This is a genomic window from Streptomyces sp. NPDC005492 (assembly GCF_040605995.1).
In the GTDB taxonomy this organism is placed as follows: Bacteria; Actinomycetota; Actinomycetes; order Streptomycetales; family Streptomycetaceae; genus Streptomyces.
Genome location: NZ_JBEXDX010000070.1, coordinates 1 through 26,298, shown reverse-complemented (window position 1 = coordinate 26,298; position 26,298 = coordinate 1). Strand labels below are relative to the sequence as shown.

Annotated in this window: 22 protein-coding genes, 1 pseudogene and 1 riboswitch; of the genes and pseudogenes, 9 read left to right on the top strand and 14 right to left on the bottom strand. The window is 70.1% G+C overall.

What is annotated here, in order from left to right; genetic code table 11:
* Positions 1-138: 138 nt before the first annotated feature.
* Positions 139-969, top strand: coding sequence for a class I SAM-dependent methyltransferase (locus ABZT04_RS43235; RefSeq protein ID WP_356065414.1), 831 nt, complete (start codon positions 139-141; stop codon positions 967-969).
* A 5-nt stretch (positions 970-974) separates the two neighbouring features.
* Here the strand turns inward: ABZT04_RS43235 and ABZT04_RS43230 are convergent, their stop codons facing one another.
* On the bottom strand, positions 975-1,640 hold the full coding sequence (locus ABZT04_RS43230; RefSeq protein ID WP_356065411.1) for a helix-turn-helix domain-containing protein: 666 nt from the start codon (positions 1,638-1,640) through the stop codon (positions 975-977).
* 101 nt (positions 1,641-1,741) lie between these two features.
* On the opposite strand from ABZT04_RS43230, the gene ABZT04_RS43225 reads away from it, so the two are divergent.
* The 3 genes from ABZT04_RS43225 to ABZT04_RS43215 are packed head-to-tail and all read left to right on the top strand — an operon-like array spanning position 1,742 to position 3,977.
* On the top strand, positions 1,742-2,587 hold the full coding sequence (locus ABZT04_RS43225; protein ID WP_356065410.1) for a patatin-like phospholipase family protein: 846 nt from the start codon (positions 1,742-1,744) through the stop codon (positions 2,585-2,587).
* A 42-nt stretch (positions 2,588-2,629) separates the two neighbouring features.
* The gene (locus tag ABZT04_RS43220; RefSeq protein ID WP_356065407.1) at positions 2,630-3,853 is read left to right on the top strand and encodes a cytochrome P450; all 1,224 of its coding nucleotides are present in this window, start codon (positions 2,630-2,632) and stop codon (positions 3,851-3,853) included.
* Positions 3,840-3,977 carry a hypothetical protein gene (locus tag ABZT04_RS43215; RefSeq protein WP_356065404.1) on the top strand — a complete coding sequence of 46 codons (138 nt, stop codon included), beginning with the start codon at positions 3,840-3,842 and terminating at the stop codon, positions 3,975-3,977. Before ABZT04_RS43220 ends, ABZT04_RS43215 begins: the two co-directional genes overlap by 14 nt.
* A gap of 15 nt (positions 3,978-3,992) precedes the next feature.
* On the opposite strand, the gene ABZT04_RS43210 is transcribed toward ABZT04_RS43215, so the two are convergent.
* Positions 3,993-4,373, bottom strand: a complete 381-nt coding sequence (locus ABZT04_RS43210) for an ATP-binding protein (RefSeq protein WP_356065401.1) — start codon at positions 4,371-4,373, stop codon at positions 3,993-3,995.
* Positions 4,374-4,705: 332 nt separating this feature from the next.
* Between ABZT04_RS43210 and ABZT04_RS43205 the strand changes: the two genes are divergently transcribed.
* Together ABZT04_RS43205 and ABZT04_RS43200 are read left to right on the top strand one after the other, a co-directional pair.
* Positions 4,706-5,803, top strand: coding sequence for a PP2C family protein-serine/threonine phosphatase (locus ABZT04_RS43205; RefSeq protein ID WP_356065398.1), 1,098 nt, complete (start codon positions 4,706-4,708; stop codon positions 5,801-5,803).
* A 50-nt stretch (positions 5,804-5,853) separates the two neighbouring features.
* Entirely contained in the window at positions 5,854-6,816 is a 963-nt protein-coding gene (locus ABZT04_RS43200) for a GNAT family N-acetyltransferase (RefSeq protein ID WP_356065395.1), read from the top strand.
* Here the strand turns inward: ABZT04_RS43200 and ABZT04_RS43195 are convergent.
* The 6 genes and pseudogenes from ABZT04_RS43195 to ABZT04_RS43170 all read right to left on the bottom strand — a co-directional run.
* Positions 6,812-7,852, bottom strand: a pseudogene (locus ABZT04_RS43195) (chitinase); the annotation flags it as partial. The gene ABZT04_RS43200 and the pseudogene ABZT04_RS43195 overlap by 5 nt on opposite strands.
* Before the next feature lie 140 nt (positions 7,853-7,992).
* A complete protein-coding gene (locus tag ABZT04_RS43190; RefSeq protein WP_356065392.1) occupies positions 7,993-9,162 on the bottom strand; it encodes a permease in 1,170 nt (389 codons plus the stop codon).
* Between the two features lie 116 nt (positions 9,163-9,278).
* The gene (locus ABZT04_RS43185) at positions 9,279-11,333 is read right to left on the bottom strand and encodes a beta-galactosidase (protein ID WP_356065389.1); all 2,055 of its coding nucleotides are present in this window, start codon (positions 11,331-11,333) and stop codon (positions 9,279-9,281) included.
* A gap of 108 nt (positions 11,334-11,441) precedes the next feature.
* A complete protein-coding gene (locus ABZT04_RS43180; protein WP_356065386.1) occupies positions 11,442-12,782 on the bottom strand; it encodes a sugar ABC transporter substrate-binding protein in 1,341 nt (446 codons plus the stop codon).
* A gap of 46 nt (positions 12,783-12,828) precedes the next feature.
* A complete protein-coding gene (locus ABZT04_RS43175) occupies positions 12,829-13,779 on the bottom strand; it encodes a carbohydrate ABC transporter permease (RefSeq protein WP_356065383.1) in 951 nt (316 codons plus the stop codon).
* A 3-nt stretch (positions 13,780-13,782) separates the two neighbouring features.
* Positions 13,783-14,709 (bottom strand): sugar ABC transporter permease, encoded by a 927-nt coding sequence (locus tag ABZT04_RS43170; protein ID WP_356065380.1) that lies wholly within the window; start codon positions 14,707-14,709, stop codon positions 13,783-13,785.
* Between the two features lie 294 nt (positions 14,710-15,003).
* Between ABZT04_RS43170 and ABZT04_RS43165 the strand changes: the two genes are divergently transcribed.
* Positions 15,004-16,005, top strand: coding sequence for a LacI family DNA-binding transcriptional regulator (locus ABZT04_RS43165; RefSeq protein ID WP_356065378.1), 1,002 nt, complete (start codon positions 15,004-15,006; stop codon positions 16,003-16,005).
* A gap of 59 nt (positions 16,006-16,064) precedes the next feature.
* On the opposite strand, the gene gndA is transcribed toward ABZT04_RS43165, so the two are convergent.
* The 3 genes from gndA to ABZT04_RS43150 form a co-directional block, all read right to left on the bottom strand.
* Positions 16,065-17,534: an NADP-dependent phosphogluconate dehydrogenase gene (gndA, locus tag ABZT04_RS43160; RefSeq protein ID WP_356065377.1), complete on the bottom strand. Its 1,470-nt coding sequence runs from the start codon at positions 17,532-17,534 to the stop codon at positions 16,065-16,067.
* A gap of 144 nt (positions 17,535-17,678) precedes the next feature.
* Entirely contained in the window at positions 17,679-18,254 is a 576-nt protein-coding gene (locus ABZT04_RS43155) for a hypothetical protein (protein ID WP_356065375.1), read from the bottom strand.
* A 39-nt stretch (positions 18,255-18,293) separates the two neighbouring features.
* Entirely contained in the window at positions 18,294-18,869 is a 576-nt protein-coding gene (locus ABZT04_RS43150; protein WP_356065373.1) for a GtrA family protein, read from the bottom strand.
* 142 nt (positions 18,870-19,011) lie between these two features.
* Here ABZT04_RS43150 and ABZT04_RS43145 point away from each other — a divergent pair, with 142 nt between their 5' ends.
* A complete protein-coding gene (locus ABZT04_RS43145; protein WP_356065371.1) occupies positions 19,012-19,872 on the top strand; it encodes an endonuclease/exonuclease/phosphatase family protein in 861 nt (286 codons plus the stop codon).
* 1 nt (position 19,873) lies between these two features.
* Here the strand turns inward: ABZT04_RS43145 and ABZT04_RS43140 are convergent, their stop codons facing one another.
* Both ABZT04_RS43140 and ABZT04_RS43135 read right to left on the bottom strand, forming a co-directional pair.
* On the bottom strand, positions 19,874-20,332 hold the full coding sequence (locus ABZT04_RS43140) for a hypothetical protein (protein WP_356065369.1): 459 nt from the start codon (positions 20,330-20,332) through the stop codon (positions 19,874-19,876).
* A 214-nt stretch (positions 20,333-20,546) separates the two neighbouring features.
* Complete coding sequence (locus ABZT04_RS43135; RefSeq protein WP_356065366.1) at positions 20,547-22,046, bottom strand: NlpC/P60 family protein; 1,500 nt, start codon at positions 22,044-22,046, stop codon at positions 20,547-20,549.
* An 8-nt stretch (positions 22,047-22,054) separates the two neighbouring features.
* A riboswitch (cyclic di-AMP (ydaO/yuaA leader) is annotated at positions 22,055-22,227 on the bottom strand.
* 334 nt (positions 22,228-22,561) lie between these two features.
* Here ABZT04_RS43135 and ABZT04_RS43130 point away from each other — a divergent pair.
* Positions 22,562-24,643, top strand: a complete 2,082-nt coding sequence (locus ABZT04_RS43130; protein ID WP_356065364.1) for a DUF1996 domain-containing protein — start codon at positions 22,562-22,564, stop codon at positions 24,641-24,643.
* An 86-nt stretch (positions 24,644-24,729) separates the two neighbouring features.
* Here ABZT04_RS43130 and ABZT04_RS43125 read toward each other — a convergent pair whose 3' ends face one another.
* Positions 24,730-26,175 (bottom strand): glyceraldehyde-3-phosphate dehydrogenase, encoded by a 1,446-nt coding sequence (locus ABZT04_RS43125; RefSeq protein WP_356065362.1) that lies wholly within the window; start codon positions 26,173-26,175, stop codon positions 24,730-24,732.
* Between the last annotated feature and the right edge of the window lie 123 nt (positions 26,176-26,298).

Genomic DNA, 26,298 nt, shown 5'->3' with positions numbered 1-26,298 from the left:
TGCGACATCAGCCGCTTCTGCGGCGGGCGCGGCCCGCCCTGCGGGCGGGCGACGGGACTTTGCGGACACGACCTAGGCGCCGGGCAGCCCGCTGTTCCGGCTCCTCGCGGCTGGCGGCGACGGACCCACCGGAGGACCGTGGACGACGTGGAGAAGCGGCGGTACGACGTATGGGCGGCCGGGGACGCCTACGAGCGGTACATGGGCCGATGGAGCCGACGTGTCGCCGAGGACTTCGTCGGATGGCTCGGGTGCGACCCCGGCGCGCGCTGGCTCGACGTGGGATGCGGCACCGGAGCCCTGACCGCGACGGTCGCCGACCGGTGCCATCCCCGGACGGTGGTGGGCCTGGAACGGTCCACCGCCTTCGCCACCGCGGCCCGCACCACCGTCCCCAAGGCCACCGCCTTCGCGCTGGCCGACGCGAGGGCGCTGCCGTTCCCCGAGGCCGTGTTCGATGTCGCCGTCAGCGGCCTGATGCTCAACTTCCTTCCCGAGCCCACCGATTGCGTACGCGAGGCGACCCGCGTAGTGCGACCGGGCGGCCTGGTCGCCGCGTACGTGTGGGACTACGCCGACGGCATGGCGTTTCTACGGCACTTCTGGGACGCGGCGACCACGCTGGACCCGGCGGCCGCCGAACTCGACGAGGGCCGCCGTTTCCCGGTGTGCCGTCCGGAGCCACTGCGGGAGACGTGGACATCGGCCGACCTGCTGGACGTAGAGGTCGCCGCCGTCGAAGTACCCACCGTCTTCGCCGACTTCACGGATCTGTGGGAGCCCTTCCTCACCGGCCAAGGACCCGCTCCCGGCTACGTCGCCGCCCTCCCGGCACCGGCCCGGGACCACCTGCGCGCGGCACTTGAGGCCACCGTCCCGACCCGGCCGGACGGATCGATCGGGCTCACGGCCCGCGCGTGGGCGGTACGCGGGCGCAGACCGGTCCCGCCCGGCACCGTCTCGCTGTAGTCGAGTCAGCTTCCCGGTCCGAGGCCTTGCAGGGCCTTGTCGAGTTGCGCCGAGGTCAGGGCGGGGGACGGGAGCGGAGGCGCTGCGGGTGTGCCGCGCAGGCCGTCGAGGAGGAGGGCGAGGGGGCGGCGCCAGGCGTCGGGGCCGGCGGCCGAGGTGAGGGAGGGGACGGTACGGCCCAGGGCGGCGAGGGCGAAGAGCACGTCCTCCGGGGTGACGTCCGCACGGATCGTGCCCTGCTCCCGCCCGCGGCTCAGCAGTATCTCCACGGTGCGGCGGTTGTGGGCGTGCACGGCCTGGAGCGAGTCGACGCCGTCGAGGCGGGTGGTCATCAGGTCGTTGGTCCCACGGTCCGCGGCCAGACCGGCGAACACGGTGTGGAGATAACTCGTCAGCCCCGCCAAGGCATCCTCGGCGACGCGCGCCTGCTCGCCCGCGGTCATCGTGCCGGTGAGCAGGTCGCGGAAGACGGCGTCGACGAGGGCGGCGCGGGTGGGGAAGTGCCGGTACAGGGTGGCGTTTCCGATGCCGGCCCGACGGGCGATCACGTCGATCGGCGCGTGCAGGCCCTGCTCGGTGAAGACCTCGTGGGCGGCCTCGATCAGGAGTTCCCGGTTGCGCCGCGCATCGCGCCGCCGAGCAGGTGCCGTCGCGTCGTTCGGGCCCGTCATCCTCACCCTCCGGGGTAGTGGGGAGTGCTCCCCGGTAGTGATGCTATCGTCGATCCATCAAGTGGGGAGTACTCCCCATTTTGGCGACAGGGGGCGACGTCATGCGGAATACGGCATTGGTCCTGGGCGGGGGCGGGCCGGTCGGCGGGGCGTGGATGACGGGGGTGCTCGCCGGGCTCACCGAGGCGGGCCTCGACCTCACCCGCGCCGACGTGATCATCGGCACCTCGGCGGGCGCGATCTTCGGTACCCGGCTCGCGGCCGGTGAGGCACCGCAGGAGCTGTACGAACGCCAACTGACCCGTGCCGACAGGGTGGAGCTGCGGGTGACCGCCGCCCAGACGGCCCGATTCCTGTGGGCGGCCATGGGATCCCGCGATCCGGAACGCTCCGTACGTCGGCTGGGCCGCGCCGCGCTGAAGGCCCGCACCAGACCCGAGTCCGAACTGCTCGACGCCCTCGGCACGTTGCTGCGCGGCGCACGGGACTGGCCCCACCGGGCCCTGCGGATCGCGGCCGTGGACGCCCGGACCGGCTCCATGGAGACCTTCGACGCCGACTCGAACGTCACCCTCCTCGAAGCGGTCGCCGCGAGCTGCGCCGTCCCCCTCGTCTGCGCGCCCGTCACGGTCGGCGGCCGACGCTGGATCGACGGCGGCAGTCGCACGACCACCAATCTGCACCTCGCCGCCGGTCACCGGCACATCCTGGCCGTCTCACCGATACCGACAGCGGTCGGCCCGCACCCGAGCGCCGGACAGCAGGCGGCCCAACTCGCCGCCGAGGGAGCCGAGATCACCCTCGTGACCCCCGACCGCGCGGCCCGCCGCGCGATGGGCCGCGACATGACCGCCGACGCCCGCCGTCCGGCCGCCGCCAGCGCGGGCCACGCTCAGGCGACGGCCCTCGCGCCCACCCTGGATGCCGTATGGCGCACCGACGTGTGACCGAGCGCCCGCGCGTTCCCGGCAACCATCGAAAGGAGCGTCATGCCCGCACCCACCCTTCAGGACCTCGCCCCCGAAGGCCATGACCTGGCCGCCGATCCCCACCCCGTCTACGCGGCCCTGCGTGAGCGGGGCCCTGTGCACCGCATCATGGTCCCGGGCAGCGGCGAGAGCTGGCTGGTCGTCACACGGGACGCGGCACGCACCGCGCTGACCGATCCGCGCCTGCGCAACGACATACGCCACTCCTCGACCTGGCAGGACGACGGCGGCCACGCCCTCGGCCGCAACATGCTCCAGACCGACCCACCGCAGCACACCCGCCTACGGCGGCTGGTCGCCGGCCACTTCACGCCCGCGCGGATCGCAGCGCTCCGCCCGCGAATCGAAGCGATCGCCGTCGACCTGCTCGCCCAACTGCCCACGCGGGGGACGGCGGATCTGGTGAGCCGGTACGCCCTGCCGCTGCCCGTCACGGTGATCTGCGATCTGTTCGGGGTGCCCGCCGCGGATCGTACGGTGTTCCATGCCTGGTCCAACGAACTCGTCATGCCGGCCTCGCCCGAGACAGGTGCCTCGGCCGCTGACGCCCTGGGTGCCTACTTGGCCGACCTGCTCCACCGGAAGCGCGGCACCCGGGAGGCCGACCTGCTCGGTGACCTGGTCAGCGCGGCCCGCGTCCCCGCCGCCGAGTCCCCCCTGACTTCCGAGGAGCTCCTCGGCATGCCCTTCCTCCTCCTGGTCGCCGGCCATGAGACGACCGTCAACCTGATCTCCGCGACCGTCCACGCCCTGCTCATCCACCCCGACCAGCTCGAACTCCTCCGCGCCGCACCGGAGTTGGCGGCTGCCGCGGTGGAGGAGTCGCTGCGCCACAGCGCACCCGTCCATGCCACGGCGTTCCGTTTCGCGGCCGAGTCGATGGACCTCGCGGGCACTCGCGTCCCGGCCGGAGACGCGGTCCAGATCTCCCTGGCGGCCGCCTCCCGCGACCCCCTCCACTTCCCTGATCCCGACCGCTTCGACCTGCGACGCCGGGGCGCCGGACACCTCGCCTTCGGCCACGGCCTCCACCACTGCCTGGGCGCACCCCTGGCCCGCACGGAGGCCGCCGTCGCCGTACGCCTCCTCCTCCACCACCGCCCCGACATCGCCCTTGCCACCGACCCCACGACCCTGCGCTGGCGAACCAGCACGCTGGTGCGGGGGTTGAGCGCGCTGCCAGTGTGCTTCGGCCCGGTACTGGATCCGGGTGCCGTCGGATGACCGGCCGGTCCAGGGCCACCTCGCCGGTCCCGGGGCATGTGGGACGTACTTCCAGTGCGTGCGCTGCCTCTACATGTGGCGCACCACCGAGGTGCCCGTCGTACCGCCGCTGATCGCCGGCTGAGCCCGTCGGCCCGGGTCAGATCGCCAGGATCGCGCGCACCCGCTTGCCGCCCCCGGTGAGCGGGGTGACGTCGAGGCGGTGGGCCAGGCAGCGGACCATGGCCAGGCCGCGCCCGCTCTCGCCCTCGGCCGTCATCGGCCGCACGCGGGGCGGAGCCGGGCTGTCGTCGTAGACCTCGACCGTGACGCGCTCGTCGGACAGTTGGAGGCGCAGCCGGCACTCGCCGCGTCCGTGCTTGGTCGCGTTGGCGACCAGTTCGGACACGATGAGAGTCGCGTCGTCGATCCGCTCCGTGTCCATCCGCGTCAGCCGGGGGCGGGAGCGGGCGAGGAACTCCGAGGTCAGCCTGCGGGCCCGACCCGCCGACGCGGCCTCGTCGGGCAGCAGGTACTCCACGCGTACAGAACGCCTATGGGTACGCCGATGCGTACGCATGGCGGATCACTTCCCCTCCTAGGACAATCCGGTATCCCCGCGGCGCCACCGCACCGGGGCCGCTGCACGTCTTGCGCGGCCGGTCCCACATACTCCATGTGCCCGGAGTCCGTGATCGGCAACCGGGCGGACCGAGATGGTTGTCACCGATCAGGAAATGTCCGCTCTCGGACTCAATTGGGTAAAGCGCTGGGCACGCCCGGGGGATTGCCTGGGAGCCTTGCGATGTCCAAAGGTGGGGGAGGGCCCCGCGGAAGACCGTTCCCGGGAGCCGTGACGCTTTGGAGAGGACCATGGCCGCAGCGAAGCCGCAGCGCAGTCTCTCCGTGCTGACCTGGCTGCCCGCCGCGGTGATGACGGTGGTCGCGGTCGGGGACCTCCTCACCGGCCCCGGACTCGGCTTCCTGCCCCTGGCCTCCCTCGGTCCGGCCTTCGCCGGCCTGGTCGGCGGCTGGCGCCGAACCGCCTGGTTCGGCGCGGCGGCGCTCGCGCTGTGCGTCGGACTCGGCCTGTACGACGGACTCTTCCAGGAACGCAGGGGCTTCCTGGCGATGGTGTCGGTGGTGGGCGTGACCGGCGCGGGCATCGCCGCCGCCGTGATGCGCGGCCGGCGCGAGGCCGAGCTGGCCAGTGTGCGGTCCATCGCCGAGGTCGCGCAGCGCGTCCTGCTGCGGCCGGTGCCCCTTACCGCGGGCCCCCTCCAGGCGGCGGTGTCGTACACCTCGGCCGTCGCGGAGGCCCGGATCGGCGGTGACCTGTACGAGGTGGTCGCCTCCCCGCACGGTGTGCGCGTCATCGTCGGCGATGTCCAGGGCAAGGGCCTGGCCGCGGTCGAGACGGCCGCCGTGGTGCTCGGCGCGTTCCGGGAGGCCGCGCACGACGAACCCGATCTGGTGGGACTCGGCGAGCGGCTGGAGCGCAGCGTCTCCCGGGTGCTGTCCGACGAGAAGTTCGTGACCGCCGTCCTCGCCGAGATCGGCGAGGACCACGAGGTGCTCTTCCTCAACTACGGCCACCCGCCCCCGATGGTGGTACGGCGCAACGGCACCGCCGACTTCCCGGCGCCGCCCGCCTACGCCCCGCCGCTCGGCCTGGGCGGCGCCCAGGGCAGCGAGAGCCCGAAGCCGTTCCCCGTGCGCTTCGCGCCGGGCGAGCAACTGCTGCTGTACACCGACGGCGTCACCGAGGCCCGCGACGACCACGGCACCTTCTATCCGCTCGGCGAGCGGGCGCACCTGCTGAAGGAACCCGACGCGCAGAGCGCGCTCGACTCCCTGCGCGAGGACCTGGTCCGCCACACGGCGGGCCCGCTGCACGACGACGCCGCGATGCTCCTGCTCCGCTACCACGACCACACGGACCCGGCGGACGACGGTTCCACTCGCCGCTGAGCCACGGAAACTCCGTTGCGGGCCGGAGGCGATCACCCGACAGTGGGTGCATGACCGCCCCCACTCCGCCACCGCCCGGTCTGCTCGTCCGCCCGGCGACACCGGACGACGCGGACGCGGTGTGCGCCCTGCTGAACGAGATCGACCTGCTGGAGATCGGCCGTCCGGACACCGAACTCGCCGAGATCCAGGCGGATCTGAAACACCCCGAGGTGGACCTGGAGCGCGACTCCTGGCTGCTCTTCGAGGGCGCCCGCCTGATCGGATACGGCCTGCTGTGGGACGACTCCGGCGGCGAGCGGATCGACATCGACCACTACATCCTGCCGGACCGGCTGCCGGCCGCCCTGCACCTGTTCGACCTGATGGAGACCAGGGCCGCGGCACGCGCCGCCGACAACGGAGCGTCCCGCGCCGTGGTGCACCTGCACCTCACCCTCGCCCCCACCATGGACCTGCCCGCACTGCGCGGCCGGGGCTGGCGACCGGTCCGCCGCTACAACGTGATGGCCCGTCAACTCACGCCGGCGGCCGACCCGTTGCCGTCCTCTCCGCCCGGTGTGACCCTGCGCCCCTGCCTGACGGAGGCGGACCGCCGCCGTGCCCACGCGCTGCTCCAGGAGGCCATGACCGAGCACTTCGACTTCCAGTACCGCACCTATCCGCAGTGGCTGGACGACATCGACGCCGAGCGAGTCGACTGGTCGCTGATCTGGATCGCCCACGTCGACGGCCTCGGGGACGCCGCGATGCTGCGCAGCCACAACGACCGCGCCTCCATGGCCTGGATCGGCAACGTCGCCGTCCTGCGCCAGGCCCGTGGCCGGGGCCTGGGCAGTCATCTCCTGCGGTACAGCTTCGGCCACTACGCGGCGCTGGGCCGCGACCGGATCGGCCTGGGCGTGGACACCGACAACACGAGCAACGCGCTGGCCCTGTACGAACGGCACGGCATGACACTCGACTTCGGGGTCGACACCTGGGAGTTGACCCTCCCCGTCACCTGCGGGTGAACGACTCGAAGGTGTGGCTGAAGTACCAGGTGTCCTGGGCGATACCCGAGCAGTTGTTGGCGCCGCCGGTGCCCACACAGCCGCCGTTGTCGCGCTGAAGCGCCCAGAAGGAGAGCGTGTTGATGCCCTGGGCCTCGGCCCACTTCTTCACCGTGACCGCGTTCTGTGTGGTGAAGGTCTCCGCCGGGCCGAAGTCGTCGATGCCGGGCATCTCGGTGACGCCGATCATCTTCCACAGCTTCGCCGGGCTCTTCTTCGGGTAGAGCGCGGCGAGTTGGGAGTGCAGGCCGGTGGCGGCCGTCTTGGTGTCCTCCGCCATGTCGTGGCTGGCGCCGTCGTAGTAGTCGAACGTCATGATGTTCACGACGTCGACGTGGGCTCCGTTGTCGACCGCGTTCTGGAGCAGGGCCACGCCGTTGGGGGCGAGGCCGGTGGTGGTCGTCGGCAGTGTGTAGGAGAACTCCACGCTGCGGCCGGTGCGTCGGGCCCACCGCTGCACCTTGGCGATGGCCTTGTTGCGGCGGTCGACGCCTGCGGTGTTGTTGATGGAGTCGGCCTCGATGTCGAGGTCGATGCGGCTCACGCCGTACGTCGTGACCAGGCTCTCGTAGACCTTGGCGATGGCGTCGACATCGGTGCAACTGTCGGCCAGTTCGGTGTTGGTGGTGTCCGCGCTGTAGCCGCCGAAGGACGGGATGACGTTGCCGCCGCGCGCCTGGATCGTGGCGATGTCTTTCCCGAAGGTGGACTTGGCGATCGGCTGGGCGGGCAGACCGTTCCAGTACGCCGTGCACGAGCCGGCCGCCTCGGTCTGCAGGAAGGCCATCGTGAGGTACTTGTTGCCCGAGGCCGCGGCGAGTGCGGCCGGGCTCTCACCGGTCCACGCCTCGAAGTACGGCGCCGCCACATGGTCCGGCATGGGCCGCGCGCGATGATCCGCGCTCGCGGCGCCCCCACCTAGAGCAACGAGCCCCGCGGACAGGGCGGTTACGGCCGTACAGGACAGTGACGCGCGAAGAGGCCCAGGTCGTCTCATGACGCTCCCATGCTGAAGGAGAGAAGCCGCCCCAGACCGGGGCGAACAGCGACCATATTTGGACTAGACCAATCGTCTGTCAAGGTTCTTTACAGTGAACTGACCGGGGTGACCCCGGAATTCGGGCTCGGGCGCTTGCGTTAGTGGTGGTGCTCGTGTTCCGGCTCGTGCTCACCGTCTTCCGGTGAACCGCCCATCATCCGCAGCATGGCCGGGCCGCCGCTGCGCAGGAACCGTACGACCAGACTCGCGGCCAGCAGCAGGAAGACGATGTTCAGCCAGGTCGTGTAGTTCCAGGTGATCCCGTCGTCGGGGATCGTGGCGTCGGCCTGGTCGGGGATCAGGCCGAGCCCGCCGAAGGCGAACTCCACGGCATAGCCGGCGACTGCCATCGCGGCGAAGAAGGTGACCAGCAGGAAGCCGGCCATCCGGGCGCCGTAGTACTTCCGGTAGATGTTCAGGATCGGCAGGATCAGCAGGTCGGCGTAGAGGAAGGCGATCACTCCGCCGAAGCTGATGCCGCCCTTCCACAGCACCACCGCGAGGGGCACGTTGCCGATCGAGCAGACGAAGGTCGCGATGGCCACCAGCGGTCCGACGAGCGGTCCGACCAGCTTCGAGGCGAGGGGGTGGTCCACGAGGAAGAACGTGTGCCAGAAGCTGTCCGGTACCCAGGCGGCGATCGCGCCCGCGATCAGCAGCCCGGCCACCAGATCGCGCAGGATCGCGGCCCACTCCATCACGAAGATGTGCGCGACGGACGTGAACCCGTCCCGCGAGAACAGCCGACGGGCGAAACTCCCCTCGCCCCCGATCGACATGTCCATCGCCGCGTGCCCCTCCATGGACCCGGCCAGCCCGCGCCCCGCCTGCTCCTGGGCCCCGCGCAGCAGGCGCTGACGCAGGAAGAGACGGAACAGCACCGCGAGCACCACGATCATGATCGGCCCGCCGACGAACTCGGCGGCGGTGAACTGCCAGCCCATCAACAGGGCCAGGATCACACCGAGTTCGACCACCAGATTGGTGGACGCGATCTCGAAGGCCATGGCCGCGGTGAAGTTCGCGCCCTTGCGGAACAGGGAGCGCGCGAGCGCGACGGCGGCGTAGGAACAGGAGGACGAAGCAGCACCGAGCCCTGCGGACAGGGCGAGCGTGCGCGGCCGGTCGTCCCCGAGCAGTCGTACGACCGTCGATCTGCGCACCACCGCCTGCACGACGGCGGAGAGCGTGAACCCGAGGATCAGTGCCCAGGTCACCTCCCAGGTCATCGAACCGGCAATGGACAACACGTGCCCGATCGCTTCCATGGACCTGCCCCTCTCCGGTGTGCGTCACGCGGGACTATACCCCTAGGGGGTATTGACTGCACGTGGCTCGACCCGGGCAAGGCCGCCGCATGGGCGGCGGCCTTGGGCGTCTGGCGTCAGCTCGCCGGCTGCCGCACCACGGCGACCTCCCTGGGGGAGAGGACGGGGAAGCCGTCGGCTCCCGCTGTGCCGACCAGGAGTTCTCCGGTCAGGCCGGGCAACGACACTGTCTTGTCGGTGCGGTTGACCAGGAACAGGTAGCGGCTCTCGGCGTTCCGGCGCACGGTCAGTTCGACGTCTCCCCTTGCGCCGTCCGGGAGTTCACTGGCGACACCGGCGGGCGCGAGCAGCTCGGGGAGCAGACCGGCGAGGCCGACGCGGCCCAGTCGGGTGGAGACGTACGCGGCCGAACCCCCGCCCACCGTACGGCGGGTGACGGCGGGGCGTCCGGCGTAGGTGCCGCTGCGGTAGTGGGCCAGCACCTCCACCTCCGGGTCGGTCACCGTGATCCGGTCGGTCCACAGGGAGCCGGTGGCGGTGGTGTCGAGGTCCAACTCGACCGTGTCGCCGTCGAGCAGCGGGCCGAACTCCTCGACGCGGATGCCGAGCAGGTCGCGCAGGGCGCCCGGGTAGCCGCCGAGCCAGATGTGGTCGTTCTCGTCGACCACGCCGGAGAAGTACGTGGCGACCAGGTGACCGCCCTGCTCGACGTAGCGCGTGAGTTCCTTGGACAGGGCCGCCGGGATCATGTGCAGCACCGGCGTGATCACCACGTCGTAGCGGTCGAGGGCGGACTGCGCGGTGACGACATCGGCCCGTACGCCGAGGTCGAGGAGGGCGGAGTACCAGTCCAGCGCCTCCTGCCGGTAGTCGAGCCGGTCGGTGGGGTGCGAGTCCTGCTCGCTGGCCCACCAGGACTCCCAGTCGAAGACGATGCCGACCCGGGCCGTCTCGCGGTCCGTGCCCGCGACGGGCGCCAACGTCCGCAGGGTGCGGCCGAGTTCGGCCACCGCGCGGAAGACCTCGCTGTCGGCACCGGCGTGCGGCACCATCGCCGAGTGGTACTTCTCGGCACCGGCCGCCGACTGGCGCCACTGGAAGTAGCAGACGGCGTCGGCGCCGTGCGCCACATGCAGCAGCGAGTCGCGGGCCAGGTCCCCGGGCCGCTTGGCCACGTTGACGGGCTGCCAGTTGACGGCGCTGGTGGAGTGCTCCATCAGGAACCACGGACGGCCGGCGGAGATGCCGCTGACGAGGTTCGCGGAGAAGGACAGCTCGTCGCGGTCCTGCGAACCGGGCACCACGTAGTGGTCGTTGGAGACGAAGTCGATCTCGGCGGCCCAGTCGGCGTAGTTCATGCCCTTGGTGTTGCCCATCACCATGAAGTTGGTGGTGACCGGCACATCCGGGGTGATCTCGCGCAACAGGTCGCGCTCCGCGCGCAGATGGTCCTTGAGCGCGTCCGAGGAGAAGCGCTTGAAGTCGAGCTGCTGGGTCGGGTTCGGGAAGGACGCGGCCAGCCGGGGCGGCAGGATCTGCCCCCAAGCGCTGTACCGCTGGGACCAGAACGCCGTGCCCCAGGCCTGGTTGAGCGTCTCGACGGTGGCGTAGCGGGCGCGAAGCCAGTCGCGGAAGGCGCGGGCCGCGTCGTCGGAGTAGTCGTAGACGTTGTGGCAGCCCAGCTCATTGGAGACGTGCCAGGCGACCAGCGCGGGATGGTCCGCGTACCGCTCGGCCAACTTCCGTACCAGGCGCAGCGCGTGGTCGCGGAAGACGGGCGAGGTGGGGCGCCAGTGCTGACGGCCCCCCGGCCAGAGGGTCTCGCCGGAGGCGGTCACCGGGAGGATCTCCGGGTGCTCAGTGCTCAGCCACGGCGGCGGGGACGCGGTCGCGGTGGCCAGGTCGACGCCGATGCCGCCCGCGTGCAGCAGGTCCATGACCTCGTCGAGCCAGCCGAAGTCCCACTCGTCCCGGGCCGGTTGGATCCGGGCCCAGGAGAAGATCCCCACGGAGACGATGTTGACGCCGGCCTCGCGCATCAGCCGGATGTCTTCCTCCCACACCTCGCGAGGCCACTGCTCCGGGTTGTAGTCGGCGCCGTAGGCGAGGCGGGGGGTGGTGGGCTCACCGTCCGGCCCGTGCCGCAACTGGGACAGGAGGGTGGAGATCATGGTGGTCCTTCCGGTTACCGCACAGGTGGAACAAGTCGCTGGGTGGATCGCGGGCGGCCGCCGCCGAGGCATGACTGCTCGGCGGCGGCTCCCGAGGTGGTGCCGGTGCTACTTCGAGACGGTGAAGCCCTGCTCGCTGCCGTACTTGATCGAGGCGTCCTGCCAGCTCTTCAAGCCCTGGGCCAGCGTGGTGCCGGAGATGTAGGCCTTGCCGACGGTGTCGTTGAAGATCGAGTTGGCGTACTGCTGGAAGGGCAGGTACGACCAGTCGGAAGCGACCTCGGCCGCGGACTCGGCGAAGATCTTGTTGGCCTTCTGGCCGCCGAAGTACGGGAACTCCTTGTCCTGGAACGCCGCGGACTGCTGCTCCGCCTTGGTCGCCGGGAAGGCGCCCTGGTCGACACGGGTCTGGACACCGGCGCCGGCGTTGGCGTAGTCGACGAACGCGTAGGCGAGTTCCTTGTTCTTGCCCAGGGTGGGCAGGGCGAGGGAGCTGCCGCCGTTCTCCGCGCTGGCCTTGCCGCCCGCGGTCCACTGCGGCATCGGGGCCGCGCGCCAGTCGCCGGACGCACTGGCCACACCGCTGACGAAGTTGGCGGGCATCCAGGCGCCGGTGGTCAGGGTGGCGATCGTGCCGTCACCGAGGCCCTTGTACCAGTCGTCGGTCCAGCCGTTGATCGGCGCGAGGAGCTTCCCGTCGATCAGCTTCTGCCAGGTCTCCGTGTACTTCTTGGCGCCCGCGTCCTCGAAGTTGATCGACACCTTGGTGCCGTCGACCTTGTAGGGGCGCGAACCGGCCTGCCACAGCATGCTGGTGGTGAAGCCCGCGTCACCGGCGTCGGCGGCGATGTACGCCTTGGGGTCGGCCTTGTGCAGCTTGGCGGCCGCGACGACGTACTCGTCCCAGGTGGTCGGGACGGCGATCTTGTACTTGTCGAAGACCTTCTTGTTGTAGAACATCGCCATCGGGCCCGAGTCCATCGGCAGGCCGTAGACCTTGTCGCCGTCGCTCACGGCGTTCCAGGGACCCGCGGTGTACTTCGAGGCCAGCTTGTCGGCGCCGTAGGGCGCCAGGTCGGTCAGGCCCTTGGTGAGGGAGTACTGGCTCAGCGCGAAGTACTCGACCTGGGCGACGTCCGGGACGCCCTTGCCCGCCGCGATCGCGTTGGACAGCGCGGTGTAGTGCTTGTCACCGGACCGGTCGCTGACCAGGTTGATCTTGACCTTGGGGTACTTCTTCTCGAAGTCGGCGGCGACCGTCTTCAGCGTGGGCTCCCAGGCCCAGACCGTGACCGTGCCGCCCTTCTTCAGGGCCGCCTGGATGTCCGCCGAGGAGACGGCCTTGGTGCTGGAGCTGTCGTCGTCCGAGCTGCCGCACGCGGTCGCCCCCAGGGAGAGGACGGACAGGAGGGCGAGGCCGCGCAACAGGCGGCCGGTGGTTCTGCGCATGGAGGTGCTTCCACTTCTTCGTGGGTGGGACTTCTTGAGGGTGGGGTTATTCCTTGACGCTTCCGGCGGCGAGACCGGACTGCCAGTACTTCTGCAGCAGCAGGAACGCGGCGATCAGCGGCACGATGGTGAGCAGCGAACCCGTGATCACCAAGTTGAAGATGACGTCACCGCCGATCGTCTGGGCCTGGTTCTTCCACGCGTCCAGGCCCAGGGTCAGGGGGTACCAGTCAGGGTTCTTGATCATGATCAGCGGCAGGAAGTAGTTGTTCCATGTCGCGACCGTGGTGAACAGCAGCACCGTCACCACACCGGGGGCGAGCAGCGGCAGGGAGACCTGGAAGAAGGTCCGAAGCTCACCCGCTCCGTCGATCCGGGCGGCTTCGAGGAGTTCCACGGGGATGGCCTCGGTGGCGAAGACCCACATCAGGTACAGGCCGAACGGCGAGACCAACGAGGGGATGATCACCGCCCACGGGGTGTCGGTCAGCCCGATCTTGCTGAACATCAGGAAGGTCGGCACCGCGAGAGCCGTACCGGGGACGGCGACCGCGCCGATGACCACGGCGAAGACGGCGCGCTTCCCGGGGAAGTTGAACTTCGCCAGCGCGTAGCCGCCGAGAATCGACAGGAGGGTGGCGCCGCCGGCCCCGAGCACGACGTACAACAGGGTGTTCAGCAGCCAGCGGCCGAAGATGCCGTCGTGGTAGGTGAACGTGTCGTGGAGGTTCTGCCAGAGGTCGAAGTGGTGGGCGAACCACAGTCCGTTGGAGTTGTTGAGTCCCGACTCGGACTTGGTCGCGTTGATGACCAGCCACACCAGGGGCACCACGGCGTACAGCATGATCAGACCGGTGAGCACGGTCAGCAGCACACTGCGCTTGGGACGCCCCGGTGTGTGCTTCTTGCGGGGTGTGCGCAGCCGGGGCGCGCCCTTGGAACTCGCACCGGAGGGGGCGGACGCGGACGGGGAGGCGGTGGTGACGGGGGTGCTCATGGCTCAGGCTCCCTTGCGCATGCCGCGGAGCTGCACGACGTAGGCGACGACCATGGTGATCAGCCCCATGATGATGGCGACCGCCGCGGAGTAGTTGTGCTGCTGCCCGTTGAAGGACAGCGAGTAGGTGTAGAAGTTCGGCGTGTAGTCCGTCGTGATGGCGTTGCGCGCCAACGGCCGCAGAATGCTGGGCTCGTTGAAGAGCTGGAAGCTGCCGATGATCGAGAAGATCGTCGCGATGACCAGGGCGCCGCGGATCGCGGGGAGCTTGATGGCCGTGATGACGCGGAACTGCCCGGCGCCGTCGATCTCCGCCGCCTCGTACAGCGAGGTGGGGATGACCCGCAGCGCGGAGTAGAAGATCAGCATGTTGTAGCCGACGAACTCCCAGGTGACGATGTTGCCGATCGACGCCAGGACCAGGTGGGCCGAGAGCGGGTCCGGCAGGGTCACGCCGAACGCGCTGTTGATGTCACCCACCAGACCGAACTGGGTGCCGTACATGAAGCCCCACATGAGGGTGGCGACCACGGCGGGCACCGCGTACGGCAGGAAGATCGAGATCCGGAAGAAGTCCCGGCCGAAGAGCCGGCCGCTGTCCAGGGCGAGCGCCACGAACAGGGCGATGCCGAGCATGATCGGCACCTGGACCACCAGGAACAGCGAGACCCGCTCCAGGGAGGACCAGAACTGGTCGTCCTGGAAGGCCTGCTTGTAGTTGTCCAGGCCGACGAAGTGGTTTCCGCCGATGAGCTGGTTGCGGTACAGGCTGAGATAGATCGAGTACACGATCGGCGCCAGGAAGACGAAGGCGAAGACCACCGCGAAGGGTCCGATGAAACCCCACCCTGTCCAGGAACGGCGGTCCCGTTTCGCCGATGGCCTGGCTGGGGGCCGAGTCGCGGCCGCAGGGGGTTGAAGCGTCGTCATGTAGTTCCTCGCTCGTCCATCTCGGAACCGGCGTCGTACGCCGTCGCGATGGTTGCGTAAACACGCAGGTCCAAGGACGTCCCGGCCTGTTATGTTTACGTAAACATCTGATGGCGGCATGTCTACACTGCCCCAATGTCGGTGGTCAAGGTTCGTTTGGCGAAACACGACCGAGGCGATCGGATCGATATGTGAGGGAGACCGGTGGACACAGCGGACGGTGCCTCGGCCGGCACACAGGAGCCTCGTAGACGCTCCGGGAAACGGTCTTCGCGGCGCGCCCCCAGCGCGTCCATGGCGGATGTGGCGCGGGTGGCCGGCGTCTCCTCGCAGACCGTCTCCCGGGTGTCCAACGGTTACGAGGGAGTCAACGAGGAGACCAGGCAACAGGTCCTCGCCGCCATGAAGGAGCTGGGCTACCGACCCAACAGCGCGGCCCGCGCCCTCAAACGCGGTGAGTTCCGCACCATCGGTGTGATCACCTTCAACCTCTCGACCACCGGCAACATGCGCACCCTGGAGGCGATCGCCACCTCCGCCGCGCAGGAGGGTTACGCCGTGACGCTCCTGCCGGTCGCCGTACCCACCCAGGACGAGGTGCGCGGCGCCTTCTCCCGCCTCGGTGAACTCGCCGTAGACGCCGTCATCGCGATCATGGAGGTCCACCTCCTGGACGCGGCGACCATCTCCCTGCCACCCCACGTCCAGGTCGTCGTCGCCGACTCCGACGCGGGCGACCGCTACAGCGTGGTCGACACCGACCAGAACGGCGGCGCACGGGCCGCCGTACGCCACCTCCTCGACCTCGGCCACCGCACGGTCTGGCACCTGGCAGGACCCGAGGAGTCCTTCGCGGCGCAGCGCCGCGCCGACGCCTGGAGCGCCGAACTCACCGACGCGGGACGGCCCGTGCCGCCCGTGGTGCGCGGCGACTGGTCCGCGGAGTCCGGCTACCGGATGGGCCTCGAACTGGCCGAACAGACCGACTGCACGGCCGTGTTCGCGGCCAACGACCAGATGGCCCTGGGCCTGCTGCGCGCCCTGCACGAGCGCGGCCGGCGCATCCCCGAGGACGTCAGCGTCATCGGCTTCGACGACATCCCCGAGGCCGGCTCCTTCCTGCCGCCCCTGACCACCGTCCACCAGGACTTCGCCGAGGTCGGACGCCTGTGCGTGGCGGGTGTCCTACGGCGGATGCGGCAGCGGGGCGACGACGAACACGGCACCACGCTGGTGCCCACGCAGCTCGTGGTCCGCGACAGCACGGCGCCGCCCGTCACCACCCCCAACGAGTAGGCGGGCAAGCACACTTCGGGCCCTCCCGCCCGCGCGGGAGGGCCCGTGTCCGGTACGGCTCAGGCCGTCGTCTCCGGGCGGCCGGGCCGCGACCAGTGCGTGTGGAAGGTACCGGTCCTGTCCGTACGGCCGTAGGTGTGCGCGCCGAAGAAGTCGCGCTGGCCCTGGAGGAGGGCAGCCGGCAGCCGCTCGGCACGCAGCGTGTCGTAGTGGGACAGCGCGGCCGAGAAGGCCGGCACGGGAATGCCGCGGCGGGCCGCCGAGGCGACCACCTCACGCCAGGGGACCTGCGCGTCACCGATCTCCCGCGCGAACTCCTCCTCGCCCAGCAGGCTGACCAGACCCGGCTCGGCCGTGTACGCGGCACGGATACGGTCGAGGAAGGAGGCTCGGATGATGCAGCCGCCGCGCCAGATCCCGGCGACCGCGGCGAGGTCGATCGACCAGTCGTACTCGTCGGCCGCGTCCTGGATCATCTTCCAGCCCTGGTCGTAGGCGATGACCTTCGAGGCGTACAGCGCCTGTTCGACCTGGGCGGTGAAGCGCTCGGCCTCGGTGCGGCTCAGCGGGGGAGTGGTGCCACCGGGCAGTCCACGGTAGGCCGCGCGCAGGTCGGCCTGGCTGGAGGAGGCGCGGGCGAAGGTGGCCTGGGCGATCGCGGTGACCGGCGAACCCAGCTCCAGCGCGGTCTGCACGGTCCAGCGCCCGGTGCCCTTCTGACCGGCGGCGTCCTTGACGATGTCGACGAAGGCCCCGCCGGTCTCCGCGTCGGTGTGGGCGAGGACCTCGGCGGTGATCTCGATCAGATAGGAACCGAGCCGGCCCTCGTTCCAGCGGCGGAAGACTTCCGCGATCTCGGCGGGGGAGTAGCCCCCGACCTGGCGCAGGAGGTCGTAGGCCTCGGCGATGAGCTGCATGTCGGCGTACTCGATGCCGTTGTGCACCATCTTGACGAAGTGCCCGGCACCGTCGGTGCCGATGTGCGTGGAGCAGGGCTCGCCGTCGACCTTCGCGCTCACCGACTCGAACATCGGGCCCAGCACGGCGTACGACTCCGCCGAACCGCCGGGCATGATCGACGGGCCGTTCAGCGCGCCCTCCTCGCCGCCGGAGACTCCGGCGCCGACGAAGTGGAGGCCCCGCTCGCGCAGGGCGGCCTCGCGGCGGCGGGTGTCGGCGAAGTGCGCGTTGCCGCCGTCGATGATCATGTCGCCGGGCTCCATGAGCGCGGCGAACTCGTCGATGACGGCGTCGGTGGCAGGACCGGCCTGCACCATGATCATCAGGCGGCGGGGGCGTTCGAGCGCGGCCACGAACTCCTGTGCCGTCTCGGCCGGGACGAAGGCGCCCTCGTCGCCGTACTCCTTCATCAACTCATGGGTGCGGTGCGGCGATCGGTTGTGGACGGCGACCGTGTAGCCGTTGCGGGCGAAGTTGCGGGCCAGGTTGCGGCCCATCACGCCCAGGCCGGTGACGCCGATCTGGGCGGTCGCGTCGGTGGCGGGGGTGTTCGGTACGGGTGCGTTCATGGGGTGCCTGTTCTCCGAGTCGGTGACGTGGCGGGTCGGCGCGGGGCGCCCATGACCGCAGGTACGTCTGTGATCACGAATTGACTCGAAGTCCGGGAACCCGATTCGGGATTCATGCCGGCAGCCGGCCGTCGGACCGTGTTCTCAGCAGCCCGTTCCGGTCGGCGTGAACGTCACGCGCGCGTGCTCGTCCGCGAGGCGGGCGTCGTCGTAGGCGGCACGCGTGACCTGGTACCAGACGTCGTCCCTGCCGGTGTCGCCGCCCACGTCGTCCAGGCTGACGCACCACCGCTCCTTGCGGACGACACGGGTGTACGTCTCCGTGCCGCTGCGCACCTTCGCGCACTTGCGGTACTGCTCCGTGGTGTACCAGGTGCGGGTCTTCTTCTTGGTGCCCGTGCCCGAACTGGATGTGTGCCGCACCCGCTTGGTGGCGGAGCCGCATTGCGTGACCGTGTGCGGGCGAGTGGCCCTCGTCGTCTGCCTGGTGAGGTGACGGACCGAGTCGCGGAGTCCGGTGACGGTGTCGGGGGTCTGCCGGGCTGTCGGTGCGGTGCTGGTGTCGGTTCCACTGACACTGGACGCGGATCCGGAGCTGTCGCTGCCCCCGCATGCGCCAAGCGTTCCGATCAGAAGTGCTGTCAACCCGGCCGTGATCAGTCGCTTGGTGAACATGTCCCCGCTGTCTGTGAATTGGAAGCGGTCAGCGTAGCTGATCATCGGGATATGTCGGCAGGGCTCGGGCCTGCGGTTCCGCCGCTACAGGGCACCCGCGGTGGCGGGAACCTTCGCGGCGACGGGGAAGCGGGCCATCGGGGTCCACGTGGGCTGGGGGGTCTTCGCCCGCACTGGTGCCGCCAGCACGATGGTGTCCTTCTTCGGCTCCGGGACCCTCGTGCGACGGCGGTCGGTCGCGAAGACGTACAGCCGCAGCAGCAGGAAGCGGGCGAGACCGGCCAGACCGGAAGCGCCGAGGTACACGATCTGCTCGGTCGGCATTCCGGGCGACGACTGCACCAGGTGCAGGACGAACATCGCTGCGCAGGTCACCGCGTAGGCCGCCGCGGCAGAACCCGCGGACTGCCAGTGCTGGCGCCATCCGGCGCGGCGGCCCGACCCGAAGGTGAAGCGGGCGTGGAGCTCGGTGCACAGAAGAGTGGAGGCGATGGTGATCAGCGCGTTCGCCAAGGCCCAGGTCATCTGCTCGGCGAGCAGGGCCACGGCCCCACTGGAGAGGAGTCCGACCCCACCGCCCAGCAGCACGAACCGGGCGAACGCGGCGAGCGGACCGGGGGCGGCCGGGGTGCGGGTCGCGTTGTCCATGGCGGTCTCCATCCGCTCCGTACGCTGTGCCTCGGTGATCCGGCCCGCGTATGTTTCCTTGACTTACTCAACTATAGCGGGTTGCTTGAGTTACGCAAGTTGTTTTCGCGGTGATGGTTCCGAGGGCATCGGCACGAGGGGAACAGGGGCGACGATGAGTGACTTACGGGTGCGGTGTGCGACGTTCAACGTGCTGCACGGTCGGCTGATCCAGCCGGACGGACGCCCGGCACCGGCTCGCGTCGGCGATGCCTCGGCACCGCTGGCCGAAGCTGTCGCGTCCCTGGACGCCGACGTAGTGGCTCTCCAGGAGGTCGACTGCCTTCAGGAGCGCTCGGGTTGCGCCGACCAGGCCGCCGTCGCCGCCGACGCGATGGACGCGCGGGACTGGCGCTACGGCACCGCGCTGCACTGCCGACTGGTTCCGGGCCGGGGCTGGGTCCGCGATCCTGCCGAGCCCGGCATGCGCGTCCACGGACCCCAGGGTCGGCGGCCCCAAGTCCCTTCGCACGGCGTCGCGTTGCTGTCCAGGCTGCCGGTCCGTGAGTGGCGGGCCCTACGACTTCCATCGGCGCCCTTCGGGATGCCGTTGCGGGTCGCTGGGCGGACCACTCCGGCCCTGGTCCGGGATCAACCCCGGGCCGCCCTCGCCGCCGTACTGGAAGGGCCGCACGGGCTGTTCACCGCCGTCGCCGTCCATCTCTCGTTCGTACCGGGCTGGAACATCGGTCAACTCCGCACCGTGCGCCGCTGGATCGCCGACCTGCCCCAACCCCAGGTGCTGATGGGCGACTTCAACCTCATCGGCGCGCTGCCTCGCATCACCCTCGACGCGACCGGGCGGCGCGGCTGGCGGGGGCAGGGGCGGCGGGCGACCTTCCCTTCACACCGCCCGCTGGTCCAGCTCGACCACATCCTGGCGACCGGGCTCGGCGCGGACGCCGTGGATACGGCGCGGGCGCCCAGGGCGGCGATCTCGGATCACCGGCCGCTGGTGGTGGAGTTGTCGCTCTGAGTCAGTTCCACAGGGGGTAGGTCACGACGTGCGCGAACTCGTCGGGCCGTCCGGCGGTGTACGTCAGGCTGATCTCGCTGTAGTGCCGGAGCTGCGGATGCTTCTTCCACGGCTCCGGGGTGTCGAGCCGGACGACGACCGGGTACGAGTGGAACTTGCCCGCCGCGCAGTAGGGCTTGCAGTCGTTCACCACGTTGAAGCCCGTGGCCGTCGCGGAGTCGGCGTTCCAGTTCGTCCAATGCAGCGACGTGAGGCGGCTGTTGCCGTCGCCGCAGGCGAGCACGAAGTCGGCGGGGCGCACCTTGGGATGCCAGAGGCAGTCGACGAGCACCGGGGCCGTGCGCTGCTGGTGGGCGGCGGGTGCCGCGCTCGCCGTGGCCGCGGACGAGGTGCCCACGGCCGGCGCGAGCAGGGCGGCGGCGCAGACCGTGACGACTCCGACCATGGTGTGTTTGTACATGTCCGCTCCCGGCCGCCTGTTCGTCTGGTCGTCCCGCATCCGCACCGGCGGTGGCCCACCGGCCCGGGCACGGTCGTCGTCTCACTGTCGACGCTACGACCGTGTCTCAGGATGCACCACTCGTACGGACCAACGAAACGGCTCACCGGGCGGCCGGGGTGTGCACATATGTGCGACCAGGCCGGGCCCTCCCCGGCCTGGTCTCCCGAGCGGATCAGGCGGGTCGCACGGCGCCCCGGATGGCGGCGGAACCCGCGTAGAAGATCGACTCCTCGCGTATCGGCGTCCCCGGGCTCGGCGCGTGGATCATCAGGCCGTTTCCGGTGTAGAGGCCGACGTGGTCGATGCTGTCGTAGAAGAAGATCAGGTCACCGGGGCGGATGTCGGTGAGCGGGACGAGTGCGCCGGCGCCCGACTGTTCCTGGGCGGTGCGCGGGAGCAGGACGCCTGCGGCCTTCCAGGCGGCCTGGGTGAGGCTGGAGCAGTCGTACGCGTCCGGTCCCGCCGCGCCCCACAGGCAGGGCCTGCCGATCTGCGCGCGGGCGAAGGCGAGCGCGATGCCGGTCTTGCTCTGGGCGCCGGTGCCGATCTCGGGAGGGACAGGGACGGGCGCGGTGGTCGTCGGGCCCATGGTCCGGTCCGTGGGGAGAATGATCTCGGGCGGCATGGTCGGAGCGGTGGGCAGGGTGATCTCGGGGGCGAGGATCGGGGCCGCGGCGAAGGAGACCTCGGGAGCGATGACCGGGCCGGCCGCGTAGGAGACCTCGGGGGCGACGGCCGGGGCTGCCGCGTAGGAGACCTCGGGGGCGGGCGCGGTCGGCTGCCACTCCTGCTGGGGCGGGCGCCAGTCCGGTTCCGGTGTCGTGTACCAGGTGGGCTCGCCGGTCGGCTGCTCGGGCACCATGGGTATCTGTCCGGTGGACCAGTCGGTGACCACGGGCATCTGTCCGGTGGACCAGTCGGTCACCATGGGCATCTGCCCGGTGGACCAGGCCGTCTCCGGGGCGGACCAGGCCGGATCCGGCGGCGGCCAGGTGGCGTTCGCCGGGGCGGTCTCGGTGCGCGGTGCGGCGATGTAGGGGAGCAGCGCCAAGTCCGCGGTGAGCGGGTCGAAGACCGGCTCCGGGGTTGCCTGCGGGGCCAGTTGGGGCGACTCCACCATCGGCGCGGGTGCCAGTTCGAGGGCGGGCACGGGCGGCAGGTCGAGCACGGTCGCCGGTGGTGCTTGCGGTGACTGCGGCGCGGGGGGCAGTGCGGCGACCGGCCGGGCGGTCAACTCCGGTGCCGCGGTGGTGATGTCGGGTACGGCGGGCGCCGCGGTCAGTTCCGCGACGGCGCGGCTGGGCGGCGCCTGGAGCGCGGGGGCGGACTCGGGCTCGGGGCGTCGCTCAGGCCGGGGTTCCGCCGGACGGCCGGGAGTCCGGCTGGGCGGCAGGATCGCCGGTACGGTCGGGCCCAGTTGGGAGCGGGCCCGGTCGAACCACTGGCGGGTGACGGCGTCGAGGGCGGGATCCGAGGGCCGCGACGCGCCGGATCGAGGGGTGACACGCCGGCGCGGCCCCCCGGACATCGCACGGGTGGCGTTGTAGTTCCCGGTGGCCGTCTCGGCCCTGTCGTAAAGGGAGTTGATCCGCCGCTGGACTTCTTCGCGGCTGGGTCGGTCGTCCACGGTGGGGCCACTGCCTCCGCTGCGCGTCCTTCGTTCTGCCGGCATGGCAGACGTGCTCCTTCCGTATCGCGCCTACCGGGTTAGCTGTCGGGTTCGGGCGTCGATCACGGAAGGTTTGCCCTACGGCCCTTGCCCCGCTGGGCAGTTGGGCCGATTCACCCCAAGTCGGTTGGGTCCCCGGTTCCGGCTGCCGCGAGCGGCACACCGGATTCGGCGCAAGCCGTGCGGCCCGGCGCCGATCGCCGGAGTTAGTCGCAAGGCCTGTGCGCCAACCTAGCCAACGTGTGTGCCTCGTGTGAAGGTTGAAGCGCGATATGTCCGATACGTATTTGTGACCTTTACCTCGTCCTGGGTGTGGCGAGCGCTCATGGGTCGGCGGAGTCAGGCGTTCCGTATGAGGTCGCTATGAATTTTCGGGACGGTTGAACACATCGGGACCCGACCCCGTATTGGGACGGGGGATGTCCATGCCGGGACGAGCCGGGCCGACCGATACGTGTAGGAGCACTTCCTTGGCACGCAACACGCGCAGACGCCCAACGGGCGCACGCCGCGCGACGATGGCAGCAGTCGCCCTGATGCTGGGCGGCGGAGGACTGGTGGCGGCGAACGTATACGCGTCGGCGTCCGAAGGTGGCTGGGGTGGTGACTCCGCCCAACAGGGCTCCCCGGACGCGGCATCGCGAGGTGCGACGATCGACTGCCCTGACATCGGAACCCAGTTGACGACGGTTCCGGACGAGGCGAAGACCGACGTCGACAAGGAACTCGCCCTGCTCGACCAGCAGATCACCGAGGCCTACCAGAAGCTCCAGGACTCCACGGAGTCCATACGCCAGGACGCCTCCTTCGCCGACAACGCGATCATGAATCCGTTGAAGGAGAAGCGGGCCGCGACGATCGGACGGATCGGCGACGCCATCGCACGCGTCGGCGACCGCCCGGAGGGACTCGACGCGCTCGCCGCCTGCACGCTGATCGCGCCGAAGAACGACACCGGTGACCAGGGCGGCAGCAGCGAGGACCCGAGTGGCGCCGCCGGTGACCAGGGCCAGCAACAGGGCGACGGCCAGGGCCAGCAGCAGTCCACCAACGGGCCCGTCGCCTCGGACTACGCGGACATCACCTCCGTACAGCCCAACGTGAACACGCCGAAGGAACAGGCCGACGCCTCCCGCGGTACGTTCGTCACCGCCTGCGGTGTGAACGAGAACGGCCTGTTCAACTCCGACAACGTCATCGTCGCGCCCGGGGTCACCAACGGCGCCCACCACTTCCACGACTACGTCGGCAATCAGTCCAACAACGCCTTCGCCAGCGACCAGGATCTCGCGAACGCGAACACGAGCTGCGAGAACCCGGGCGACAAGTCCACCTACTACTGGCCTGTGTTGCGCCTGCAGAACGGCAAGCAGGAGCGGGACGCCGACAAGCCCGGCGGCGGCACCGAGGGCAACTCCGGCCAGATCGTCACGGCCAAGGAAGCCACGCTGACGTTCGTGGGCAACCCGCAGAGCAAGGTCACCGCCATGCCGCGGCTCCTGCGCATCATCACCGGCGACGCCAAGGCCTTCGTCAACGGCCCGGCCAACGCCAACGCCTCCTGGAGCTGTACCGGGTTCGAGGACCGGCAGCTCAAGGACAAGTACCCGCTGTGCCCGGCGGGCAGTGACGTCGTGCGCACCTTCAAGTTCCAGAGCTGCTGGGACGGCCGCAACATCGACAGCGCCAACCACCGGACCCACGTGGCCTTCGAGGACGCCGAAGGCGCCTGCCCGGCGGGCTTCGAGGCCATTCCGCAGTTGGTCCAGCGGATCGTCTACGACGTCGACGCGCCGAGCCTCCAGGACGGCGGCAAGACCACCCCGCTGTTCGCGGTGGACTCCTTCCCGGAGCAGCAGCACAAGCCCGTCACGGACCACGGCGACTTCATCAACGTCTTCGACGAGGGCCTGATGAAGGACATGGTCAACTGCATCAACAACGGTGAGAAGTGCGGCGCAGGGACGGACAACGACCCGGGAACGGGCGGCGGTTCGGGTAACGGGTCGGGCGGCGGTACAGGAGATGGTTCGGGCTCCGGTTCGGGCGGTGGTTCGGGTTCGGGCGGGGGTTCGGGGGAGCCGCAGGAGTCCCCGACGGCCACCGACACCGCTACGGCGGCGCCCAGCGCGACCGCGACCGACGAGCCCGCCGGGAGCGGCGGGAATGACGGAAACGGTGGAAACAGCGGGAACGGGGGGAGTGGCGGTAACGGCGGAAACGGCGACACCAACGACCAGCCCACCGTCGCGCCCGCGACGAGCGCCCCGGACACCGCGACCACGGACCCCAGCTCGTTGACGTCCGCTGTCGCTGTGCCCAAGGCCGACACGAAGACCGAAGGGTCGAACGCGACGCCGACGCAGGGTGGTTCGGACGGCAACGCAGGTACCGGCGGTGAGGTCGGCAGCGCCGTGGAGACGCCGCCCACGAACTCGTCGGGCGGGGAGAGCTACGCCGCCGTGGCCCCGCAGACCGAACCGCAGGCGCAGGGCGGGCTGGCGGAGACCGGGGCGAACCTGTGGCCCGCCATGGCCGGTGCGCTGCTTCTCGTCGCCGGGTTCGTGGTGCTCTACCGGGGCAAGCGCAGCTCACGCTGACACCGTGCGCGGTGGTAACAGCAACGACGGCCCGGTCGACCCCAGTTGGGGCCGACCGGGCCGTCGGTCGTTCCGGGCCCGGGCGGTCAGACGGCCGGCGCCGGGAAGGTCGGGTACTCGACCCCGGAGACGTGCTGGACGACCCGGACGACCTGGCAGGAGTAGCCGAACTCGTTGTCGTACCAGAGGTAGAGGATCGCGTTGTCGCCGTCGACCTTGGTGGCGCCCGCGTCGATGATCGAGGCGTGACGTGAGCCCATGAAGTCGCTCGACACCGCGTCGGGGGCGGTGGTGAAGTCGATCTGCCGTTTCAGCGGGGACGTCAGCGAGACCTCGCGGAGGTGGTCGAGGACCTCGGCGCGGGTGGTCTCGCGGCCGAGTCGCAGGCTGAGGATCGCGATCGAGACGTCCGGCACCGGGACCCGGATCGAGCTGCCGGTGATCGGCGCCTTGAGGTCGGGCAGCGCCTTGGCCACGGCGGACGCGGCACCGGTCTCGGTGATCACCATGTTCAGCGGCGCCGAACGGCCGCGGCGGTCGGCCGTGTGGTAGTTGTCCAGCAGGTTCTGGTCGTTGGTGAACGAGTGGACGGTCTCCACATGGCCGCGCAGCACACCGTACTCGTCGGCCATCGCCTTCAGCGGCGGCACGATCGCGTTGGTGGTGCAGGACGCGCAGGACAGGATCTGCTCGTCCGGCTTGATCGTGTCGTGGTTGACGCCGTGCACGATGTTGGGGACGTCGCCCTTGCCGGGCGCGGTCAGCACGACCTTGTCGATGCCGGGCCGCAGATGCTGCGAAAGGCCTTCCCGGTCACGCCACTTGCCCGTGTTGTCGATGAGGATGGCGTCCTTGATGCCGTACGCCGTGTAGTCGACCTCGGAGGGGTCGCCGGCGTAGATCACCTTGATCTCGTTGCCGTTGGCAATGATCGTGTTGCTCGCCTCGTCGACGGTGATCGTGCCCTGGAACTGGCCGTGGATGGAGTCGCGGCGCAGCAGCGAGGCGCGCTTCACGATGTCCTGCTCCCCGCCCTGCCGTACGACGATGGCGCGCAGCCGCAGACCGTTGCCCGAGCCGGCCTTCTCGATGAGGAGGCGGGCGACCAGGCGGCCGATGCGGCCGAAGCCGTACAGGACGACGTCACGGCCCTCACGGAACGCGATCTTGTTGGCGCCGGTGGCACCGGCGACCGCCTCGGCGGTGAACTCCTCGGCGGTCAGGCCGCGTTCGTCGGCGCGGTGGGTGGCGGCGAGCATGCCGATGTCGATCTGGGAGGGGCCCAGGTCGAGCGTGGTGAGCGCCCGCAGGTACGGCAGGGTCTCGGTGACGGAGAGTTCCTCGCCGTCGATCTGGCGGGCGAACCGGTGGGTCTTGAGGATGCTGACCACCGACTTGTTGACCAGGGAGCGGCTGTGCAGCAGGACGGTCACGTCCCGCTCGCGGTGCAGCTTCCCGATCATCGGGATCATGGACTCCGCGATCTCCTCGCGGGTCTTCCAGTTGGTGAACGAGTCCTCGTTGACAGGCACAGGTTTCTCTTTCGAGCTAGGCGGTGCTCATATGCTAACCCGCTGTTCATCTGCTCGTTCGGGAGGGGTGCCGCCCGGCCCCGGAATGCCCGGAGTGACGTGAGGGCCCTGCCGACGCGCGTC

Coding starts and splice junctions, on each gene's coding strand:
- ABZT04_RS43155 (WP_356065375.1), bottom strand. CDS start 18,254: ATGATCAGCTACGCTGACCGCTTCCAATTCACAGACAGCGGGGACATG.
- ABZT04_RS43190 (WP_356065392.1), bottom strand. CDS start 9,162: ATGGAAGCGATCGGGCACGTGTTGTCCATTGCCGGTTCGATGACCTGG.
- ABZT04_RS43170 (WP_356065380.1), bottom strand. CDS start 14,709: ATGACGACGCTTCAACCCCCTGCGGCCGCGACTCGGCCCCCAGCCAGG.
- ABZT04_RS43205 (WP_356065398.1), top strand. CDS start 4,706: ATGGCCGCAGCGAAGCCGCAGCGCAGTCTCTCCGTGCTGACCTGGCTG.
- ABZT04_RS43145 (WP_356065371.1), top strand. CDS start 19,012: ATGAGTGACTTACGGGTGCGGTGTGCGACGTTCAACGTGCTGCACGGT.
- ABZT04_RS43150 (WP_356065373.1), bottom strand. CDS start 18,869: ATGGAGACCGCCATGGACAACGCGACCCGCACCCCGGCCGCCCCCGGT.
- ABZT04_RS43165 (WP_356065378.1), top strand. CDS start 15,004: ATGGCGGATGTGGCGCGGGTGGCCGGCGTCTCCTCGCAGACCGTCTCC.
- ABZT04_RS43135 (WP_356065366.1), bottom strand. CDS start 22,046: ATGCCGGCAGAACGAAGGACGCGCAGCGGAGGCAGTGGCCCCACCGTG.
- ABZT04_RS43180 (WP_356065386.1), bottom strand. CDS start 12,782: ATGCGCAGAACCACCGGCCGCCTGTTGCGCGGCCTCGCCCTCCTGTCC.
- ABZT04_RS43200 (WP_356065395.1), top strand. CDS start 5,854: ATGACCGCCCCCACTCCGCCACCGCCCGGTCTGCTCGTCCGCCCGGCG.
- gndA (WP_356065377.1), bottom strand. CDS start 17,534: ATGAACGCACCCGTACCGAACACCCCCGCCACCGACGCGACCGCCCAG.
- ABZT04_RS43140 (WP_356065369.1), bottom strand. CDS start 20,332: ATGTACAAACACACCATGGTCGGAGTCGTCACGGTCTGCGCCGCCGCC.
- ABZT04_RS43230 (WP_356065411.1), bottom strand. CDS start 1,640: ATGACGGGCCCGAACGACGCGACGGCACCTGCTCGGCGGCGCGATGCG.
- ABZT04_RS43220 (WP_356065407.1), top strand. CDS start 2,630: ATGCCCGCACCCACCCTTCAGGACCTCGCCCCCGAAGGCCATGACCTG.
- ABZT04_RS43225 (WP_356065410.1), top strand. CDS start 1,742: ATGCGGAATACGGCATTGGTCCTGGGCGGGGGCGGGCCGGTCGGCGGG.
- ABZT04_RS43130 (WP_356065364.1), top strand. CDS start 22,562: ATGGCAGCAGTCGCCCTGATGCTGGGCGGCGGAGGACTGGTGGCGGCG.
- ABZT04_RS43185 (WP_356065389.1), bottom strand. CDS start 11,333: ATGATCTCCACCCTCCTGTCCCAGTTGCGGCACGGGCCGGACGGTGAG.
- ABZT04_RS43175 (WP_356065383.1), bottom strand. CDS start 13,779: ATGAGCACCCCCGTCACCACCGCCTCCCCGTCCGCGTCCGCCCCCTCC.